Raw genomic sequence first — 18,035 nt, forward strand, 5'->3', positions numbered from 1 at the left:
CCAGCCTCCATCCGCTGGCGATAAAACCGGACAACTCACGTGCTACCTAATCCGGACAACTCATCTGCTTACGACAGGAGAGTAATAGTCTCTTGTCCAGTATATACCTTTTTGATATATAGGCACCGTATGGATAGTGATCTCGACTCCCCCTACGGCTTTGATGCGTTCCGGCGGACCTGTCCCTCGCACACGGTGCTGGAGACGCTGGCCAGCAAGTGGGTTTACCTGGTTGTTTGTGCGCTGCGCCAAGGCCGGCAGCGCAATGGCGAGCTTGCCCGCAAGCTCGAAGGCATTACGCCGAAGATGCTGACGCAGACGTTGCGCGTGCTCGAGCGCGACGGCCTGGTGCGGCGCGAGGTGTTCGCGGTCGTCCCGCCTCGGGTCGAATATGAATTGACCGAACTTGGCCAGAATCTGGCGGGATTGCTCAACCAGATCAGATCCTGGTCGGAACAACACGTTCCCGACATCAAGGAGGCCCGGGCGCGAGCTGCGGCCGTGAATGAAGGGGAGTGGGCCGTTTAGCGCTCGCCCAATGCGTTGCGCGCCCGCTTGGACGTGCTCAAAGACGCGGATATCGGGCGGTTCAGCCGATCATCGCGCTACGACCGCCAGTTTCGGCCTCGCGAATCTTGGTGTCGCGCGATTCGAGCATTTCCGCCTTGGAAAGCTCCGCTTCAGCTTCGCCGAGTAATGATTCGGCGGCGCTTCGCTGCTGGGCGAGGTCGCCTTGCGAATTTCTGAGGTTGTCGCGGCGCAAACGGGCCGCCTTGGCGAAGGTCGGATAGGCGAAATGATTGATGTCGGTGATACCGGCCTTCTTTTCCTCGGCGCTGATCTGAAGCTCCAGCTCGGCGGCCATGCGTTCGAATTCGGCGATCATCATGTCGAGCTGCAGCAGCTGCCGCCGCTTCTCATTCACCTGAAACTGTTTCAGCCGAACGAGGTTTTCACGTGACTTCATGATTCGGTACTCCCGGAAACGCACACCTGCACATATCGTCCAAACCACTTGGAAAGGCCCAAGCGCTGCCCGTGTCCACCGGCTTTCCCCGCACTATGGGAAACAAAACCCTAAAGTTTTTTGCCGACGGTAACCATTCGTTTACGGGCATTGTTAATCATACGGGTCAGGACTTAAGGCCGGGTAAAAATCCGGCTGGCGACATGGAAGCGATGTCGATGAGTCCCTGGAGTCACTTAGTCCAGGTTTTTAATGTGTTGCATTAGCGGTTTGGCCCTGTGATTCGTTATTAAATTCAAGAGGGTGTAGAAAGTGGTTAAAAAATCTGGTACCGTCATCGACGCGGAATTAGGTTTTGTTAACCATTCCATGGCAGCCTCTGCACCAGGCAATCACTGCTCCGGTCCCGGATGGGTCGCAAGATGGTCCGGCAGCAGAAAAGGGGAATGAAATGCGTGTTCTGCTGATAGAAGATGACAGTGCAACCGCACAAAGCATCGAGCTGATGCTGAAATCGGAAAGCTTCAACGTCTATACGACCGACCTCGGCGAAGAGGGTGTCGATCTAGGCAAGCTCTACGACTACGACATCATCCTTCTCGACCTCAACCTACCCGATATGTCCGGCTATGAGGTCTTGAGAACGCTTCGTCTTTCCAAGGTGAAGACGCCGATCCTCATCCTTTCCGGCATGGCCGGCATCGAGGACAAGGTGCGCGGCCTCGGCTTCGGCGCAGACGATTACATGACCAAGCCGTTCCACAAGGACGAGCTGGTGGCGCGCATCCATGCCATCGTGCGCCGTTCGAAGGGACATGCCCAATCGGTCATCACCACCGGCGACCTGGTGGTCAATCTCGATGCCAAGACCGTCGAAGTCGGCGGTCAGCGCGTGCACCTTACCGGCAAGGAATACCAGATGCTGGAGCTGCTCTCGCTGCGCAAGGGCACCACGCTCACCAAGGAAATGTTCCTTAACCACCTCTATGGCGGCATGGACGAGCCGGAACTGAAGATCATCGACGTCTTCATCTGCAAGCTGCGCAAGAAGCTCGATGCTGCGTCCGGCGGCCAGAATTATATCGAGACGGTCTGGGGCCGCGGCTATGTGCTGCGCGAACCTGAAGACATCCGCGTCAGCGCCTGAGCGACGGCCGATCGAAATTCCAGACAAAAACCCGGCGGCAGCCGGGTTTTTGCGTCATAGACCGGTGGTAACCGCGATCCGACGGATCAGGCAGCGATCTTCAGGGTGCGAAAGCGCTCGAGTAGCTGCGGGCGGTTGAACGGCTTCAACAGATAGCCTTGGGCGCCGGCGCGTTTGGCTCGCATGATCGAGGCGATGTCCAGTTCGACCAGCGAGATCAGGATCTGCGGCTTGGTCGGGCTTTCCATGGCGCGCACGCGCCGGATCAGGTCGACCGCCTGTACATCCGGCAGTGCACCGTCGACGACGATGATATCAGGCATATCGGCGGCGCACATCTCCAGCGCGTCAAGCCCGCTGGCGGCTTCGATGACCATCATGTCGGAACCGCCCAGGATGCGCTTCGCAACTTTCCTGATGACGCTAGAATCGTCGACGAACATGCAGCGTTTCATTTCCGGGTCCTCTTTGCCTTGTGGCAATCCGGTCGCGTCGGGGTATCTGCGGCACAGCATAGGCCGATCTGGTAAAGAAGCCGAAAAGCCATTAGGTAAAATTTTTGCAAAGATGCCAGTTTGCAAGGTTTTTCTTGCAGATGCTTTGACCCGCGCTGTCAGACGAAGTTCATCTTTCGTCCGCAGGTCCATTCAACCAATATTACAGCGCTGAAATACTTTGCTGCTGGTCTGCGCGGATCTCAGGCCGCCGAAAGCACGATCTCTTCCGCGGTCGCATGGATCGATATCGTCATGTTGGCCTCCCGCGCCAGAAGCAGCGTATAGTAAGGCTGCACCGAATGCGCGTCGATCGGTTCTTCCGGCTTGTGGCCGGAATGCAGTTCGAGGAATTTCGGCGGCACCCGCAACATGGGGCCGCTCGCCGAAAGCGCGAAGCGAGGCTCGGTCTCGAGATTCTCCAGCGTCACCGAAAGCTTGCCGCCACGTGGAATGGCAGCGTTGGCGACCAGGATCAGGTTGAGCAGCAGCTTGACCTTGTTCTTGGGCAACAGTGCACGGCTTCCATTCCAGGTGAGTTCCGGCTTCTCGTTCTTGAGGAAGGCGATAGCGACGGCTTCCGCATCGCCGGTGTCGATCTGCATGCCGGCGGAACCCGCCGCGCCGAAGGCGATGCGGGCGAACTGCAGGCGCGCCGAGGCGTTGCGGGCGCTCTGGCGGATCAGCTTCATGGCGTCCTCGTCGGCGCCGCCTTCATCGAGCAGTTCAAGCCCGTTGTTGATCGCGCCAACAGGCGAGATGATGTCGTGGCAGACCCGGCTGCACAAAAGTGCCGCCAGATCGGGTGCGGAAAGGGTGAAAAGATCGGACATCGGCGAAAATCCCTGCAAAAATCCCATAAATCATGGCCGCGCGATCGATCGACGCCTGCCCACGCGAATCACGCTCTCTTCCCGAGCTTTCTGAATACACAGCGCCCGTGCGTGCAGCAACAAACCCAAAATCGCCGTTGGGGCCTATGGCGCGTTCACGCAGGCTGCTTGCCTGTATGAACGACCCCAACAGCCTTCGAACCGCCATCTTCATGTGCGAGTTTAATGGTTGAAAAAGGATTACGGCATAGTTTGCCCCTAACAGCCATCCTTAACGGCCGCCTAAAGAGCCGTACGGGGTGCGAGGCGTCGGCGAAAGTGCTCCCTGACGGAGATTGGAAGCATGTTTTCCCGATTCTACGGCCGGAGTTTTCTCCGTGTCCTCTCAATGGCGATCACGCTCCTGGGCGTTCTCGTCTTCTCGACATCGGCCCTGCGGGCCCAGGAGTACACCGCTCAGGAGATTGTCGATTCCGGTCACAAGTTCTTCGGCGCGACATCGGGCGGCCTTGCCACAGTCGTGGAGAAGATTTTTGCTTCCTATGGCTTGCCCAATGGCTATCTGCTTGGCGAGGAGGGATCCGGCGCGCTGATCGGCGGCCTGACCTATGGCGAAGGTACGCTCTACACCAAGAATGCCGGCGACCACAAAGTGTTCTGGCAAGGCCCGTCGCTGGGCTGGGATTTCGGCGGCGAGGGATCGCGGGTGATGATGCTCGTCTATAATCTCGATGACGTCGGCAATCTCTACAACCGCTATGGCGGCGTCGCCGGCTCGGCCTATGTGGTGGCGGGCGTCGGATTCAACGTGCTGAAGAACAACAATGTGCTGCTGGTGCCGATCCGCACTGGCGTCGGCGCCCGGCTCGGCGTCAATCTCGGCTACCTGAAGCTTACCGAACGGGCGACGTGGAATCCGTTCTGACCCGAGGTCACGACCGGAATGTGTATACGCTTTCGATGAGAATCCAGATCCGATGACCCATATGCGCCGCGGCGAGCCCTTGCCGCAGCGCCGGATTTCCGTCATGCCAACAGAGTAACGGTCAAAAGTCGCGACGGCTTTTGATCCTCGTATTGTTGCATGTCGGCGCGCGATAACGGATAGTCACTTGGTTCAGTCGGTCCTGTTCTTTGCTCTCGGCTTTCTCTGCGCCGGCTTTCTGGCGCTGATGGTGGCTCCGGCCATCTGGCGGCGGGCGGTCGCCCTGACGCGCAAACGCATCGAAGCCTCGATCCCGCTGACGCAAGCCGAAATCGGGGCCGACAAGGACCGGATCCGGGCGGAGTTCGCCATGGCGACGCGCCGCCTCGAGATGAACGTCAAGGCGCTGCGCGAGAAATCGACCGAGCAGCTCATCGAGATCAATCGCGGCCGCGAGGCCCTGAAGGGGCTGGCGCTGGAGCGCATGGACAAGAACCAGGTGCTCGATGAACTGGCCGCCAAGAACGCGGCGCTGCACCAGCGCGAGGATGAACTGCACCGGCTATCCGAGCGGCTCAAGGAGACCGAACGCAAACTGGAGAAGCGCGCGCTTGAGCTTGAGAAGCTGGAACGCATGTATGACGACGCCAGCTTCTCCTCCAGCAGCCGCCAGATCGAACTTGTGGCGCGCGAATCCGAGTTGCAGAAGCTCGCCAGCGATATCGCGCTGCTGCGCGGCCAGCGCAAGGAGGCGGACAGGCGCAACCAGGAGATCGCGGCCGAAAGCAAGGCCGCGCGTGAGGCGCTGAAGGCCGAGAGGAAAAAAACCGCCGAACTGGACAAGAAAGTCGAACGGTTGCTCGCCGCGCTTGCCGACCGAGAGGAGAAGCTCGAACGCCGCGAGAAAGATCTGGCGCGGCAGCGCGAAAAAGCGAAGGCTGGGGACGGCGCCTCGGCCTTGCGGTTGATCGGCGGGCAGGTACAGGCGGACAGGCGCGACGACGTCGAAACGGCGATCGCCAGGCTCGACGCCGACCGTGAGCGGCTGGAGGCCAGACTGACGGCACTGGCACGCGAGAACAAGCGGCTGAAGGCGGATCTGTCCGCCGCCGAGGCCGCCAGCCCGCAGGGCGATACACGCCACGCAAGTTCCATGTTGCGCGAACAGATGAATGACCTGGCGGCGGAAGTCGTCAACTTGACAGCCAAGCTCGAAGGGCCGGGGTCGCCGATCGCCAAGGCGCTGGAGGCGCAGCAGGATGCGCGTCCGAACAGCGGCGGCCGCAGCCTTGCCGACCGCGTGCGGGCGTTACAGAAGGCGGTTGCGGCAGATTGAATTCAGGCACCGCCGGCGCAGAAATGATGCAGGGCGATGGCGGATGCCGCCGCGACGTTCAGGCTGTCGAAGCCTTCCGACATGTTGATCCGAACAGTATTGAGACGGGCGAGCAGGCTTTCGGGCAGGCCGTGGCCCTCGGTCCCGAGGTAGAGTGCCAGGCGTTCGGCCGGCTTTGCATCGCGTATGTCTGATGTCCCGCGCGGCGACAGCGCAAATTGGGTAAAGCCACGCCGGTCGAGCGTCGCGGCGAACCGCGCGGTGTCGCTGAACGAGGCGAACGGGACCTTCAAGGCCGCGCCGACCGAAACGCGGATCGCCTTGCGATAGAGCGGATCGCAGCAGGTCGCATCCAAAAGGATCGCATTGGCGCCGAACGCGGCGGCGTTGCGGAAAATCGAGCCCATGTTGTCATGATTGGCGATGCCGACGAGCACCACGATCAATGCTCGGGCAGGCAAGCCGTCCAGCAGGGCCTCGGCCGGCTGGGGCGTCTCCTTGCGACCAATGGCAAGAATGCCGCGATGCAGGTGAAACCCGGCAATGGCATCCATCACAGCTCCGGCGGCGACATAGACCGGCAGGTCAGGAGATGCGTTGTGCAGGATTTTTTCGAGGCCGGCCAAGCGGTTCTCCAGAACCAGCACCGATTCGGCGCGGAAGCGCGCGGCCGACAGTAGGATGTCGAGCACCACCTTGCCCTCGGCAATGAAGCGGCCCTGTCGACCGGCGAGGTCACGCTCGCGGATGTCGAGATAGGCGGCGACGCGCGGATCCCGCGGATCGTCGATGTGGACAAGGATCATCTGAGCCTCGGCTGACAATCGGAATCGGTTGCCAAGAACACGATGCGCGGATGCAGTGTCAAAGTGTATTTTGCGCGCCCAGGATGGACGCACATTGCCGAAGGCCGCTGGCGGCGTAAACGTTTACGCGCCCAGCCGTTCAAGTTCCGGCGCGACGCAGCCTTTGTGCCATCTGGGACAGATCATCCTTGCCGCTGCCGAAAATGCCGTCGAGCGTGGCAAGCAGTTCGCGCACAGCGTCGGATTTGCAGGAGTAGTAGATCATCTGGCGGTCGCGGCGGGTGTCCACAAGGTCCAGCGCCCGCAACTTTGCCAAATGCTGCGACAGGGCGGACTGGCTGAGCATCACCTTCTCGGCGATGGCTCCGACCGACATTTCACCGTCGATCAGATAACTCATGATCAAAAGCCGTTTTTCATTGCCCATCAGCATCAGAAATTCGGCCGCCGATCCGGCGTTGGCGATTAGCTTTGTCGAGATCATCGATCCCCCATGCTCTTTGCTCATCGAGGCACCATGGGGGCAATGGTGCCTGAATCCATAAACTCAGTTGTGAATGGTCGCCAACGAGTCAGCGCCACAGCCAAAGGGTAGAACATTTCATTCAAATCTCAAGCGTTGCTTTTGATCAAACGTAATTTAAGTGCGGTTATTTGGCGACGTTGCCGCCCGGCCGCTCTTGGCCATGTCGACCAAGACGTGCCTCAACTCATGCGCTGTGACCAAGGGCTGCGGAAAGAAGACCCTGCCGGCATCGTCGCCAGAGGCCAGATCCATGCCGTCGGCATCGAATCCGGCGATGACCCAGCCGTCGCCGGATGCCCGGGCAAAATGATGCGCGTAGAGGGCGACGGCGTCGAGATGGTCCGCATTCATGTGGTCGATCGCGGATTGCTCGCTGGCTGCCAGTTCCTCGACGATCGGCCCGTCGGCGATGAGATCGGTGCGATCAAGCAGGTAGGCCTTGCCGAAGCCGCCGTTCAGGCTGGCGCGCTGCGGTTCGAGACGAAAGATCGAAAAGTCGCCGAGGCCGGCATAGAGGCTGGCCTTCGGATTGTGGTTGAGATAGCGGCGTTCGGCGCGTGCATGCGCGTCCGATCCGCGCTCGATCCGCGCTGCCCGGCAGATCAGCGTCAACCGAGGATGCGCGAGCGGGTCGCCCTTGCCCGGCTCGCCGAGCAGCAGCGAACAGCGCGGGTCCGCAAGTATGGCGGGCGTATGGGCCGAAAGCTGCGATACCAGGATCAGCGGCGTGCCGTCGATGTCGGTGGCGACGCCGACCCGACTCGCCAGCGGCGAACCCGTTTGCGGCTCCAACACCGCCAAGGCGCCGAAGCGGGCGCGGCGCATGAGTGTCTTGGCCTGCCGGATCGCCTCGGCGTCGGTCTCGCGGATCACGTCCTTCGTTCGATCGGCCAAATGCTCGCCCTGCTAAGTTGATTTGGCTATTCCACTTATCAGACGATGGCGCCAGGCTGGCAAGTGCTACTTCGGAGCCATGCGAATGGCGCCATCGAGACGAATGGTCTCGCCGTTGAGCATCTGGTTCTCGATGATGTGCAAGGCAAGGGCCGCATATTCCGACGGCTCGCCGAGGCGCGAGGGGAAGGGCACCGCGGCGCCCAGCGAATCCTGCACCTCCTGCGGCATGCCGGCCATCATCGGCGTCCTGAATATGCCGGGTGCGATGGTGCAGACCCGGATGCCGGAACGGGCAAGATCGCGCGCCACCGGCAGCGTCATGCCGACGACCCCGCCCTTTGATGCCGAATAGGCGGCCTGGCCGATCTGGCCGTCATAGGCGGCGACGGATGCGGTGTTGACGACGACGCCGCGCTCGCCGCCCTGCAGCGGGTCGAGCTTTGCGGCGCGGTCGGCGACGAGGCGGATCATGTTGAAAGTGCCGATCAGATTGACTTCGATCACCTTGCGGTACTGATCGAGCGAATGGGGACCATCCTTGCCGATCGTCTTCACGCCGATGGCAATGCCGGCGCAATTGACCAGGATGCGCGGTTCGCCCAGCTTGGCCGCGACCTCGGCAAGCGCGGCAACACCGCTGTCGGCGCTGCCGACATCGCATTGGACGGCGATGCCGCCGATCTCGGCCGCCACCTTGGCCGCCCGATCGACGCCGATATCCAAGATGGCGACGCGGGCGCCCCTGGCGGCCAGCGCGCGCGCCGTCGCCTCGCCAAGGCCGGAGCCGCCGCCGGTAACAACCGCGACCTCGCCGTTTGGATTCATGGCGTCATCCTTTCACATGAGAGTCAGGCGTGGATCAGGCGCGCAATCGGCGCGAATGGTCAAGCCATCGCGGCAAAGTGCTCGGCGACCCTGGCCTGGTCGGCATGGCAGACCTCGCCCGTGAGCCTTGCAACCGCGCCCGGCATGATCTCGTGCGACAGCAGCCTGTCGAGATCGACGGGGCGTGGCATCGATATCTGGCCGCGCGGGATACGCTTGAAGCCGAGCGGTCCATAATAGGGCTCGTCGCCGACCAGCATGACGGCGGGCGCTCGGGCCTTGGCGGCCGCTTCCAGCGCGATCGCCACCAGCCGGCGGCCGATGCCGAGATTCTTGAAGGCCGGCCGCACCGTGAGCGGCCCGAGCATCAGCGCGCGTCCGGCGCCTGCGGCGATGCGGGTCATGCGAACTGATGCGACCACGAGATCGCCGTCCATGGCGACGAAGGACAGCGCGCGTTCATGCCCGCCGGCCTCGCGGATCTTGTAGGCGGCCAGCACAAAACGGCCGGGCCCGAAGGCTTCGTCATTGATGGCTTCGATCTGAGGGTCGTGCGCCGGAGTTTCCGGCAGGTATTCTACGTCGGCAAGGCTCATGGTCTTTGCGTTCCGGTACAGGAGGAAAGGTTTGCTGCAAACGGCAGCATTCGCCAATCAGCGCTTTATCAAGCGTGGGCGCCCTTTCGTCGTCGGTCGAACCGGATCAAAGCAAAATCGAACATGCGGAGTGTCCGCTAGCATCAATTTCCCGCCGCTGCAATCGGCGGTTTTGCAGGTAGAGAGCAACGGGCGCCGCGACGTGCTTGACGATCTGTTCAGCGCCCGGCGATTCCATGCAACGACTTGGAGCCCTACATGATGTACCAGACAGGAAAGGATAAGCGATGGGATTGCTGGTCGAAGGCAAATGGCAGGGCCGCTGGTACGACACCAAAGGCAGCGGCGGCAAATTCGTGCGGGCGCAGTCGCAATGGCGCGACTGGATCACTCGTGACGGGGCGCCTGCCGAAGGCCGCGGCCGCGGCCGCGGCTTCAAGGCGGAGCCCGGTCGCTATCACCTCTATGTCTCGCTTGCCTGTCCCTGGGCGCACCGAACGCTGATCTTCCGGGCGCTGAAGAAGCTTGAAGGCATCATCTCCGTGTCGGTCGTCCATCATTTCATGGGCGCCGATGGCTGGACGTTCCTGGCGCAGGACGGAGCCACAGGTGACACGCTCTATGGCCTGGACTTCCTGCACCAGATCTACACCAGGGCCGACCCTAACTATTCCGGCCGGGTCACGGTGCCGGTGCTGTGGGATAAAAGGGATGAGACCATCGTCTCCAACGAATCCTCCGAAATCATCCGGATGCTGAATTCAGTTTTCGACGCTTGGGGTGACGCCAACCTCGACTTCTATCCGCAGGCGCTACGCGGCGAGATCGACGCGGTCAATGCACTGGTCTATCCTGCCATCAACAACGGCGTCTATCGCGCTGGCTTCGCCACCACGCAGGCCGCCTACGAGCAAGCGTTCGGGGAGTTGTTCGCCGCGCTCGACACGCTGGAGCATCGGCTGTCGAATCAGCGCTATCTCGTCGGCGAGCGGATCACCGAAGCCGACTGGCGGCTGTTCACCACGCTGGTGCGCTTCGACCCGGTCTATGTCGGCCATTTCAAATGCAATCGGTGCCGCATCGCCGACTATCCGAACCTGTCGAACTATCTGCGCGATCTTTACCAGGTGCCTGGCGTAGCCGGCACGGTGAACCTCAATCATATCAAGTCGCACTATTACGGCAGCCACGAAACGATCAACCCGACGCGTATAGTGCCTGTGGGGCCGGAAATTGACTACGGCGCGCGGCATGACAGGGCACGGTTCGCCAAGGCGGCTGCCTGAACTACCAATAGGGTGACGGCGGCTTCCCGCCAAAAACCTCGGCGATGCGCCGCAGCGTTGCCGGGGTCGTACCCTGGGGCAAACGGTCGAGCGGAAAGAAACCGGCCTCGGCGATCTCGCGGTCCGGCAGTTTCGGGGCCGCCTGGCTGAATTTTTCGATCAGGTACAGGCCGACATGGTCGCGGCGGCTGGCGCGGCGGTTGAAATGCATCGAGCGCAGCACCGGCGGAGCGGTCAGCGTGATATTGCCCTCTTCCGCCAGTTCGCGCGCCAGCGCTTCGGCCATCGTCTCGCCGATCTCGACCCCGCCACCGGGAAGCTGCCAGCCCGGCACATAGGTGTGGCGGATGAGGAAGAGGGAGTTGGATGCCGTTTCGTGGATGAGCCCGCGCACGCCAAGCGTCATTGGCCGCCGCAGCACGAAGTAGAGATGGAACAGTCTGGCTCGCAGCCCCGGCCAGCCGGTTTGGCGCAAAGTGCTCTCGGGATCGGTCGCCATCAGTCGCGAAACCGTGGGTGGAAAGCCGCGTGCGCGTCGCCTATGAAAGAGAAATGTTCAGGCTCGCACATATTTCCGATATCCATTTGGGGCCACTCCCTGAAGTAACCTATCGCGATCTCGCCTCCAAGCGGGTGCTGGGCTACGTCAACTGGCAGCGCAACCGCCGCCGGCACATGCACGATGCGGTGATCGACACCATCGTGGCCGATATCAAGGCCAGCGCGCCCGATCACCTCGCGGTTACCGGGGATCTCGTCAACCTGGCGCTCGACGGCGAGATCGAGATGGCCAAGCACTGGCTGGAGACGCTCGGCTCGCCGCATGACGTGTCGGTGGTGCCGGGAAATCATGACGCCTATGTGCCTGGCGCCTTCGACAAGGTGTGCCGGTCCTGGGCGGCATGGATGACGGGCGACGGCGTCAACAGTCCGGTCGATCGCAATTCGTTTCCCTATCTGCGCGTGCGCGGCAATGTCGCGTTGATCGGCATCACCACGGCGCGTGCGACGGCACCCTTCATGGCCAACGGCTTCTTCATGGAAGGCCAGGCCGAGCGGCTGCGCAAAATACTCGATGCGACGGCGAAGCAAGGATTGTTCCGTGCGATCATGATCCATCATCCGCCGGTGCGGGGCGCCGTCCCGCAGCACAAGCGGCTGTTCGGCATCGCCCGCTTCCACAAAATCATTCGCCGGCACGGTGCCGAGCTCATCCTGCATGGCCATTCACATCTGCCGTCGCTGTTTCAGATCGGCCCGCGCGACGCCAAGGTCCCGGTGGTCGGCGTCGCCGCGGCCGGCCAGGCTCCCGGCGGCAAGCCTCCGGCGGCGCAGTACAATCTGTTCGACATAGACGGTGAAAAAGGCGATTGGCGCATCCGCCTGACGCGGCGCGGCTTGACGGGGCCGGCGATACCACCTTCGGATCTGCAGACGCTGGAGCTCGGGGCGCAACCGGCTATGGCCGCAAGCTGAGCCCCAGCGCCACGATACGGTCCCAGAACAGCACGATCGAAACCGCCAGTCCCACCAGCGCGCCTGCGGCGATCAGGCCAAGGCCGGACAGGACGGCCGACCAGCCCTTGCTGCGCGGCGGCGATCGCAAAGGCGGCTCGGCTTCCGGCACCACGTGCCGCTTCATCCCGGGAACGGCAGCCTCGACGCCACCCTCCATCATTCTCTGACGTTCGACGATCCGCTCGGCGACATAGCGCGTCACGGAATCGGCAACCGGCTTCATCTCGCTCGATTCGGCCAGCACCACACGGCCGATGCGGGTGTCCTTCAGGAATCGGTAGGTGCGGCGATCGCGGCCCATGGCGACATGGCTGACGGCGTCGATCCACAGGCGCGGCTGCAGACCGGACGAGACGACGAAGTCGAAACTGTCCATGTCGGCGGGAACGTCGGCAAAAACGGGCGCGAGTTCGGTGGCAAGAAGGTCGAGCCGCATGCGATGCGCCTCGCGCATGTCGACGACGACGTCGTCGCGATCGGCAAAGGCATTCTTTACATCGCGAATGGCATCGGACAATTTTCTCGACGGGTCGATGATCTTTTCGCCTGCATCCTTCATGGGCGTGGCCTCGCGGGTTTGGTTAACATGGAGTTAACACAGCCGCCGGCAAAATGCACTGGCGAGATCAATGCATCAAGGGTCGCCGTTGGCGGCGCAGACGGAAGAAGTCAGCTGGCCGCGGCGGACAGTTTCACCCGTTGCGGTCCGACGCGGCGATTGCTGTTGCGGCGAATGATCTCGGCGATCAGGTCGGGCGCTTCCTCGGCCAGCATATGGCCGGCCTCCAGCACATGGTGCACATGGAAGCGCTCCGGCGGGTCATCCACTTGGGTAAAGGGTAGAACGGCGTCATCCGATCCCCACGCCACCATCACCGGCATGTTCAGCGCATCGAGCCGCTCGCGCGGGATGACGCCCTGTCGATCGCTCCTGGTCATGGCGGCCGCGATCTCGACGAGCTTTTCGGTTTGTCCGGGGCGGCCGCGCATTTCGCAAAGCAATTCGGCCATGCGACGCGAGGGCGCGGCTCGAGGGCCGGACATTTCGGCGAGGCAGGCCTGGACTTCGGCCAGGTCCTGCGCGCGGGCAAAGCGGCGCAACAACGGTCCATTGATTTCGGGGCCAAAACCGCCCGGCGCCAGGAGCGTCAGCGAGGCGACTTTTGCCGGCTCCGCCAACGCCATCAGCGCGGCAACCGCGCCGCCCATCGAATGGCCGACGAGGTGGACGCGCTTGATCGCGCGTGCGGAGAGGTCGGCAAGGATGGCGTTTGCCGCGACCTTGGCCGGTCCGGCCGACGGAAAGTCGAGCGACAGGCCGTGTCCCGGCAGATCATAGGCCAATGTGCGTACGGAAGGCGGCAGCAAGGAGATCACCTCGCGCCAGACATCGTGGCTGCCGCCAAAACCATGCAGCAGGACGATGGTCTTCGAACCCACACCCCGTTCGTCGGCATAAAGTGATGAAGTCATGAAAGATTGAGGCTTTATTCGAGAAGGCGCGATGGAAATGTGGCTGAATTGCTCCTAGTCCAGAGCATTCGCCAGTAAAATTTTCGCGATTAGGCGATTGGCCGAACAGCGAGCCGGCTGCTGGTGGATGCCGCTCCCAAAAGCGACCTCGATTTGGGCGAACGACACGCACGAGCAAAAAGACCTAAGGCGTGTCGCATGAATCCGTTTCGACGCGAAACGCTTTTGGGCCTTTCACTATTCGATGGACTCGCTGTCCGCTTTAAGTCCTCATTTCACGCAACTCCGGAAGGGAACCCGGCACTAGCTGCCCTGGAATGGCTCACATCTAGCTCGCGTTGAAGAGCCCGGCGGCACGCAAGGCGTCGACCAGCCGCTCGGTCAGATCGGCGGGATATTTTCTGTCGATGAAGGTTGCGCGCGGATTGGCGGCGAATTTCGGAAATTCGGTTATCAGCTCATCAAGCAGCCTTCGTGCCTGGTTGTCCCGACCGGCGATCTTGGCGCCGATCAGACGGGCGGCGAGATAGTGCGATTTCGCCGCAGTGGTTCTCAGAGCGCTGCTGGCTATCGCTGCCTTGCTGGTATCGCCCAGCATTAATTCTCCGGCGAAAAGCCCAAAGTCCCACCAGGTCGGGTGGCCGCTCGAGGCATCCACGGCATGCGCCAGAAGAGGTGTTCCTTCGGCGTACCGGCCGGCGAAAACCAGCCCGTAGCCATAGGCGGCGGCCATGGCGAGATCGTAGGGGTTAAGATCATGGGCCTTGCGCATCCATCGCAGGGCCTCGTCGGCATTGCCGAGGCGCGAATTGATGTAGCCGTAGGAGCGATGTGCGTACGGGCTGGTCGGCCCCATCTGCACGGCGCGATGGGCAAACGTCATCGCCTTCTCGATCGTTGCGTCCGGCGGGTAGGCGTAGTGGTCGGTCACGGCCTCCAAATGCAATGAGGCGAGTTCCGAATAAACCAGTGACGATTTCGCGCCACTGTTGGCAAGGGCTTCGAGGCAACGATAGGCGGTCTCGTGAGTCCTGGCGTTCTGGTCGAGATAGTATTTGTCGTTGAGCAGCAGGCACTGCGTCAGGCCGGTCTCCGCGCCGGACTGCTCGATGTAATTGTAGATGGTGCCAGAAGCGGGAAGTGCCGCACTGAGAATGCCGGATAGGCGATCCTCGACTACGGTTGGTGCGCTGTCGGCGGCGGTCAGGTTGCGCGACAACAGCACCCGTCCGGACGCCAAGCTTTGCAGTTCGATGGTAACGTCGCCCGCGTCTGGTCCAGGCAGGATATCGAAAATGAAACTCGTCGCATCGGCGACCGGATCGGCCTTGTTGACGGTGTTGCGACCGATGAAGTCGATCGTATCAAAGCCGCTCAGGCCGGCACGCAGCGATGCGGCGACGCGACTGGCATTGGGAGTGTTGGCCCTGAGGGCGATGTAGACGAGCGGCAGCGCTTCGACCATGGGCGACGGCGTGATGCTGCCGGTTTCGCCGGCGGTCTCGAACGTTGCCGGGATGTCGCCTCCCGCCAGCAAGGCACCGCCGCCCTGGCGCAGGATCAGAAGGCCCAACATGGCGATAACCACGGCGATCGCGATCCAGAAGAACCTGAGATGGCGCGTCACCGAGAGGCCCGCCGCAGGAACCTGGCCGAGCAAGGCCGCCATGGGTGCGGCATCATCGGCGGCACCGGACTGTTCGGGCAGGCTGGCTGTCGGCTCTGCGTGACTGGCGGCTTCCGCTGCTTGCGGCAGGCGGATGGCATTGAGTTCGTAGGCCGGGACGTAACCGCCGCGCGGAATGGCTATGCGGACCGGCTCGGCAATGCCTTCATTGGCGAAATAATGTTGCAGCAGTTCGCGCAGGCGGCCCGCCTGCACCCGCACGACGGCATCGGTGGACGGATCGAAATCGCCGTCCTTGCCGAAAACGTCCATAGCGATGGAAAAGCCCTTGAGCCTGTCGGCTTCCCCGGCCTGCTCGCGCTCGACGAGATAGCGAAGCAGTTTGCGCGCGCGCTCGGATCTCCCGAACGTTTCGCTGGCAAGCAGTCGCTCCAGTGTCTCGCGCACTGCGGGGGCGGCAGGCGTGGCATGCTGCAAGTGTCGATCCTCTCGAAGTCGGCACAGGTTGAGGTGCGATCATATCGTTGCCGCACCACCGTACAAGCATACACGTATTATGCGATCGCGTACCACACCGGATAATTTCCCGGTGATTAATGACACAAAAGTCGGGACCAATCGCTAAACGACGATGGTCCCGAATTCGTTCCAGGCCTGTATCAACCGGCTCTTTTGCCGATAATCCGGTTGGCGGCGGACACCACGGCCTCCAGCGAGGCAGCGACGATGTTGGTGTTGATGCCTGCGCCGAACAGCTTGCCGTCAGGATGTTCCATCTCGACATAGGAAATGGCCGAGGCGTTCGAACCGCGCTGCATCGAGTGCTCGGAATAGTCGAGCACCGACATATCGACGCCGACATGACGCGACAGCGCATCGACGAAGCCGTCGATCGGGCCTGTGCCTGTGCCTGATATCGTCATCTCCTTGCCGTCGTCGATAATGACCGCCTCGACAACGCGCCGGCCCTTTACCTCGGTGTCCGGATAGGTGTGGTGATCGAGGAATTTCAGCCTGGCGCCCGGCTGGTCGACATAGGTATCGAGGAAGCGCTCATAGATGCGCCTGGCCGGCACTTCCTTGCCTTCGGCATCGGTGATCGCCTGGATTGCCTGGCTAAACTCGATCTGCAGGTTGCGCGGCAGGTTGAGCCCGTAATCCGCCTGCAGCACATAGGCGATGCCGCCCTTGCCGGACTGCGAGTTGATGCGGATGATGGCTTCGTAGCTGCGGCCGACGTCGGCCGGGTCAATCGGCAGATAGGGAACCTCCCACACTGGCGTGTTGGCCTTCTTCAGCGCCTTCATACCCTTGTTGATGGCATCCTGGTGCGAGCCGGAAAAGGCGGTGTAGACGAGTTCGCCCACATAGGGATGGCGCTCGGGAATCTTCAGCTGGTTCGAATATTCGTAGACATCCTTCATCCGGTTGATGTCGGAGCAGTCCAGCTTCGGATCGACGCCTTGCGTGTACATGTTGAGCGCCAGCGTGACGATGTCGACATTGCCGGTGCGCTCGCCATTGCCGAACAGCGTGCCTTCGACGCGATCGGCGCCGGCCATCAGGCCGAGCTCGGTGGTGGCGACGCCGGTGCCACGGTCATTATGCGGGTGCAGCGAAATGATCAGGTTCTCGCGCCTGTCGAGATTGCGGCACATCCACTCGATGCGGTCGGCATAGATATTGGGCGTCGACATCTCGACGGTCGACGGCAGGTTGATGATGAGTTTGTTGTCAGGTGTCGGCTTCACGATCTCGGTGACCGCGTTGCAGATCTCCAGCGCGACTTCGAGCTCGGTGCCGGTGAAGCTTTCGGGCGAGTATTCGAAACGGTAGCCGCCGCCGGCACTCGCTGCCATGTCGGTGATCATCTTGGCGGCATCGGTGGCGATGCGCTTGATGCCGGCAACGTCCTTCTCGAAGACGACGCGGCGCTGCAACTCGCTGGTCGAATTGTAGAAATGCACGATCGGGTTGGTGGCGCCTCTGAGCGCTTCGAAGGTGCGGGTGATCAGTTCGGGCCGGCACTGCACCAGCACCTGCAGCGAAACGTCGGCCGGTACGCTGCCCTCTTCGATGCACCAGCGGGCGAAGTCGAAATCGGTCTGCGAGGCCGAAGGAAAACCGATCTCGATCTCCTCGAAACCCATGTCGAGCAGCAGCGCGAACATGCGCGCCTTGCGTTCGTGGCCCATCGGGTCGATCAGCGCCTGGTTGCCGTCGCGCAGGTCGACCGAGCACCAGATTGGCGCCTTGTCGATCACTTTCGAGGGCCAGGTCCGGTCGGTGAGGCCGACGATTGGGTAGGGTTGGTACTTGCGGGCGGCGTCCGGCATGCCGCCGTTCTGCTGGCCCGCCGGGGCCTCGCTTACGCGGATTTCTTCTCGTGCGTTCATCGTCGTTCTCCCGGCGACCCTCGAATCCGCCTTCAGGCGGATGGGTGGCGAGTGGCGCCTTTACCAGATTTTCGTTCGCTTGATGTGACTGCCAAGGAGCATGCGCTTGCGCGGCGGCTCGACCGCCGGGCGCTCCTTCAGCGAACCCGGCGATCGCCGATAAGGCCGAGAAGAAGCAGCGTCGAGGCAAGCGCGCGCACGGTCTCGCCGGCAAAGCCGGTCTGACGGGAAGCGGTGGTGGCGCGCGTGTTCATGGCGGTTTTCATACAGGAGCGGCCAGCCGGAGGCAAGCCGTACCGAAAGCCATGTCGTAAGCAGATGAGTTGTCCGGATTAGGTAGCACGTGAGTTGTCCGGTTTTATCGCCAGCGGATGGAGGCTGGG

At 62.0% G+C, this 18,035-nt stretch carries 19 protein-coding genes; 6 read left to right on the plus strand and 13 right to left on the minus strand.

Annotation, left to right across the window (positions count from 1 at the left end; all coding sequences use genetic code 11):
* The first annotated feature begins 129 nt into the window (after positions 1-129).
* On the plus strand, positions 130-528 hold the full coding sequence (locus FJ951_RS27990; protein WP_140518299.1) for a helix-turn-helix domain-containing protein: 399 nt from the start codon (positions 130-132) through the stop codon (positions 526-528).
* A 61-nt stretch (positions 529-589) separates the two neighbouring features.
* Here the strand turns inward: FJ951_RS27990 and FJ951_RS27995 are convergent, their stop codons facing one another.
* The gene (locus tag FJ951_RS27995) at positions 590-967 is read right to left on the minus strand and encodes a flagellar export protein FliJ (protein WP_140496101.1); all 378 of its coding nucleotides are present in this window, start codon (positions 965-967) and stop codon (positions 590-592) included.
* Between the two features lie 451 nt (positions 968-1,418).
* Between FJ951_RS27995 and ctrA the strand changes: the two genes are divergently transcribed.
* The gene (ctrA, locus tag FJ951_RS28000; protein ID WP_006203583.1) at positions 1,419-2,114 is read left to right on the plus strand and encodes a cell cycle two-component system response regulator CtrA; all 696 of its coding nucleotides are present in this window, start codon (positions 1,419-1,421) and stop codon (positions 2,112-2,114) included.
* An 86-nt stretch (positions 2,115-2,200) separates the two neighbouring features.
* On the opposite strand, the gene FJ951_RS28005 is transcribed toward ctrA, so the two are convergent.
* Both FJ951_RS28005 and FJ951_RS28010 read right to left on the minus strand, forming a co-directional pair.
* The gene (locus tag FJ951_RS28005) at positions 2,201-2,569 is read right to left on the minus strand and encodes a response regulator (protein ID WP_140496100.1); all 369 of its coding nucleotides are present in this window, start codon (positions 2,567-2,569) and stop codon (positions 2,201-2,203) included.
* A gap of 242 nt (positions 2,570-2,811) precedes the next feature.
* The gene (locus FJ951_RS28010) at positions 2,812-3,441 is read right to left on the minus strand and encodes a histidine phosphotransferase family protein (RefSeq protein ID WP_140496099.1); all 630 of its coding nucleotides are present in this window, start codon (positions 3,439-3,441) and stop codon (positions 2,812-2,814) included.
* 388 nt (positions 3,442-3,829) lie between these two features.
* Here FJ951_RS28010 and FJ951_RS28015 point away from each other — a divergent pair, with 388 nt between their 5' ends.
* Together FJ951_RS28015 and FJ951_RS28020 are read left to right on the plus strand one after the other, a co-directional pair.
* Positions 3,830-4,366 carry an EipA family protein gene (locus FJ951_RS28015; RefSeq protein WP_224704666.1) on the plus strand — a complete coding sequence of 179 codons (537 nt, stop codon included), beginning with the start codon at positions 3,830-3,832 and terminating at the stop codon, positions 4,364-4,366.
* Between the two features lie 187 nt (positions 4,367-4,553).
* Entirely contained in the window at positions 4,554-5,702 is a 1,149-nt protein-coding gene (locus tag FJ951_RS28020) for a hypothetical protein (RefSeq protein ID WP_140518301.1), read from the plus strand.
* Positions 5,703-5,704: 2 nt separating this feature from the next.
* Here the strand turns inward: FJ951_RS28020 and FJ951_RS28025 are convergent, their stop codons facing one another.
* The 5 genes from FJ951_RS28025 to FJ951_RS28045 form a co-directional block, all read right to left on the minus strand.
* Complete coding sequence (locus tag FJ951_RS28025; RefSeq protein ID WP_140518302.1) at positions 5,705-6,508, minus strand: RNA methyltransferase; 804 nt, start codon at positions 6,506-6,508, stop codon at positions 5,705-5,707.
* Between the two features lie 139 nt (positions 6,509-6,647).
* The gene (locus tag FJ951_RS28030; protein WP_140496438.1) at positions 6,648-6,992 is read right to left on the minus strand and encodes a metalloregulator ArsR/SmtB family transcription factor; all 345 of its coding nucleotides are present in this window, start codon (positions 6,990-6,992) and stop codon (positions 6,648-6,650) included.
* A 156-nt stretch (positions 6,993-7,148) separates the two neighbouring features.
* On the minus strand, positions 7,149-7,928 hold the full coding sequence (locus FJ951_RS28035; RefSeq protein WP_140518303.1) for a HugZ family protein: 780 nt from the start codon (positions 7,926-7,928) through the stop codon (positions 7,149-7,151).
* Positions 7,929-7,994: 66 nt separating this feature from the next.
* Positions 7,995-8,756, minus strand: coding sequence for a 3-hydroxyacyl-CoA dehydrogenase (locus FJ951_RS28040; RefSeq protein WP_140518304.1), 762 nt, complete (start codon positions 8,754-8,756; stop codon positions 7,995-7,997).
* A 59-nt stretch (positions 8,757-8,815) separates the two neighbouring features.
* The gene (locus FJ951_RS28045; RefSeq protein ID WP_140518305.1) at positions 8,816-9,352 is read right to left on the minus strand and encodes an N-acetyltransferase; all 537 of its coding nucleotides are present in this window, start codon (positions 9,350-9,352) and stop codon (positions 8,816-8,818) included.
* Between the two features lie 287 nt (positions 9,353-9,639).
* Between FJ951_RS28045 and FJ951_RS28050 the strand changes: the two genes are divergently transcribed.
* Entirely contained in the window at positions 9,640-10,638 is a 999-nt protein-coding gene (locus FJ951_RS28050) for a glutathione S-transferase family protein (protein ID WP_140518306.1), read from the plus strand.
* A gap of 1 nt (position 10,639) precedes the next feature.
* Here FJ951_RS28050 and FJ951_RS28055 read toward each other — a convergent pair whose 3' ends face one another.
* Positions 10,640-11,137, minus strand: coding sequence for an NUDIX domain-containing protein (locus FJ951_RS28055; protein ID WP_140518307.1), 498 nt, complete (start codon positions 11,135-11,137; stop codon positions 10,640-10,642).
* 53 nt (positions 11,138-11,190) lie between these two features.
* Between FJ951_RS28055 and FJ951_RS28060 the strand changes: the two genes are divergently transcribed.
* Entirely contained in the window at positions 11,191-12,114 is a 924-nt protein-coding gene (locus FJ951_RS28060; protein WP_140518308.1) for a metallophosphoesterase, read from the plus strand.
* On the opposite strand, the gene FJ951_RS28065 is transcribed toward FJ951_RS28060, so the two are convergent.
* From FJ951_RS28065 to leuA, 4 genes are all read right to left on the minus strand, one after another.
* Complete coding sequence (locus tag FJ951_RS28065) at positions 12,098-12,715, minus strand: hypothetical protein (protein ID WP_140496090.1); 618 nt, start codon at positions 12,713-12,715, stop codon at positions 12,098-12,100. The two genes, FJ951_RS28060 and FJ951_RS28065, sit on opposite strands and share 17 nt — an antisense overlap.
* Before the next feature lie 110 nt (positions 12,716-12,825).
* Positions 12,826-13,629 carry an alpha/beta fold hydrolase gene (locus FJ951_RS28070; RefSeq protein WP_140518309.1) on the minus strand — a complete coding sequence of 268 codons (804 nt, stop codon included), beginning with the start codon at positions 13,627-13,629 and terminating at the stop codon, positions 12,826-12,828.
* A 328-nt stretch (positions 13,630-13,957) separates the two neighbouring features.
* The gene (locus FJ951_RS28075; RefSeq protein WP_140518310.1) at positions 13,958-15,733 is read right to left on the minus strand and encodes a hypothetical protein; all 1,776 of its coding nucleotides are present in this window, start codon (positions 15,731-15,733) and stop codon (positions 13,958-13,960) included.
* A 182-nt stretch (positions 15,734-15,915) separates the two neighbouring features.
* Entirely contained in the window at positions 15,916-17,652 is a 1,737-nt protein-coding gene (gene leuA, locus FJ951_RS28080) for a 2-isopropylmalate synthase (RefSeq protein ID WP_140518311.1), read from the minus strand.
* Positions 17,653-18,035: the final 383 nt, after the last annotated feature.

It is taken from the genome of Mesorhizobium sp. B2-2-3 (genome assembly GCF_006442405.1).
GTDB lineage: Bacteria > Pseudomonadota > Alphaproteobacteria > Rhizobiales > Rhizobiaceae > Mesorhizobium.

Excerpts from the sequence above, each read along its gene's own strand:
- FJ951_RS28065 (WP_140496090.1), bottom strand. The coding sequence starts at position 12,715 with ATGAAGGATGCAGGCGAAAAGATCATCGACCCGTCGAGAAAATTGTCC.
- FJ951_RS27995 (WP_140496101.1), bottom strand. The coding sequence starts at position 967 with ATGAAGTCACGTGAAAACCTCGTTCGGCTGAAACAGTTTCAGGTGAAT.
- FJ951_RS28045 (WP_140518305.1), bottom strand. The coding sequence starts at position 9,352 with ATGAGCCTTGCCGACGTAGAATACCTGCCGGAAACTCCGGCGCACGAC.
- FJ951_RS28030 (WP_140496438.1), bottom strand. The coding sequence starts at position 6,992 with ATGATCTCGACAAAGCTAATCGCCAACGCCGGATCGGCGGCCGAATTT.
- ctrA (WP_006203583.1), top strand. The coding sequence starts at position 1,419 with ATGCGTGTTCTGCTGATAGAAGATGACAGTGCAACCGCACAAAGCATC.
- FJ951_RS28025 (WP_140518302.1), bottom strand. The coding sequence starts at position 6,508 with ATGATCCTTGTCCACATCGACGATCCGCGGGATCCGCGCGTCGCCGCC.
- FJ951_RS28060 (WP_140518308.1), top strand. The coding sequence starts at position 11,191 with ATGTTCAGGCTCGCACATATTTCCGATATCCATTTGGGGCCACTCCCT.
- FJ951_RS27990 (WP_140518299.1), top strand. The coding sequence starts at position 130 with ATGGATAGTGATCTCGACTCCCCCTACGGCTTTGATGCGTTCCGGCGG.
- FJ951_RS28070 (WP_140518309.1), bottom strand. The coding sequence starts at position 13,629 with ATGACTTCATCACTTTATGCCGACGAACGGGGTGTGGGTTCGAAGACC.
- FJ951_RS28050 (WP_140518306.1), top strand. The coding sequence starts at position 9,640 with ATGGGATTGCTGGTCGAAGGCAAATGGCAGGGCCGCTGGTACGACACC.
- FJ951_RS28010 (WP_140496099.1), bottom strand. The coding sequence starts at position 3,441 with ATGTCCGATCTTTTCACCCTTTCCGCACCCGATCTGGCGGCACTTTTG.
- FJ951_RS28015 (WP_224704666.1), top strand. The coding sequence starts at position 3,830 with ATGGCGATCACGCTCCTGGGCGTTCTCGTCTTCTCGACATCGGCCCTG.
- FJ951_RS28005 (WP_140496100.1), bottom strand. The coding sequence starts at position 2,569 with ATGAAACGCTGCATGTTCGTCGACGATTCTAGCGTCATCAGGAAAGTT.
- FJ951_RS28055 (WP_140518307.1), bottom strand. The coding sequence starts at position 11,137 with ATGGCGACCGATCCCGAGAGCACTTTGCGCCAAACCGGCTGGCCGGGG.
- leuA (WP_140518311.1), bottom strand. The coding sequence starts at position 17,652 with ATGAACGCACGAGAAGAAATCCGCGTAAGCGAGGCCCCGGCGGGCCAG.
- FJ951_RS28040 (WP_140518304.1), bottom strand. The coding sequence starts at position 8,756 with ATGAATCCAAACGGCGAGGTCGCGGTTGTTACCGGCGGCGGCTCCGGC.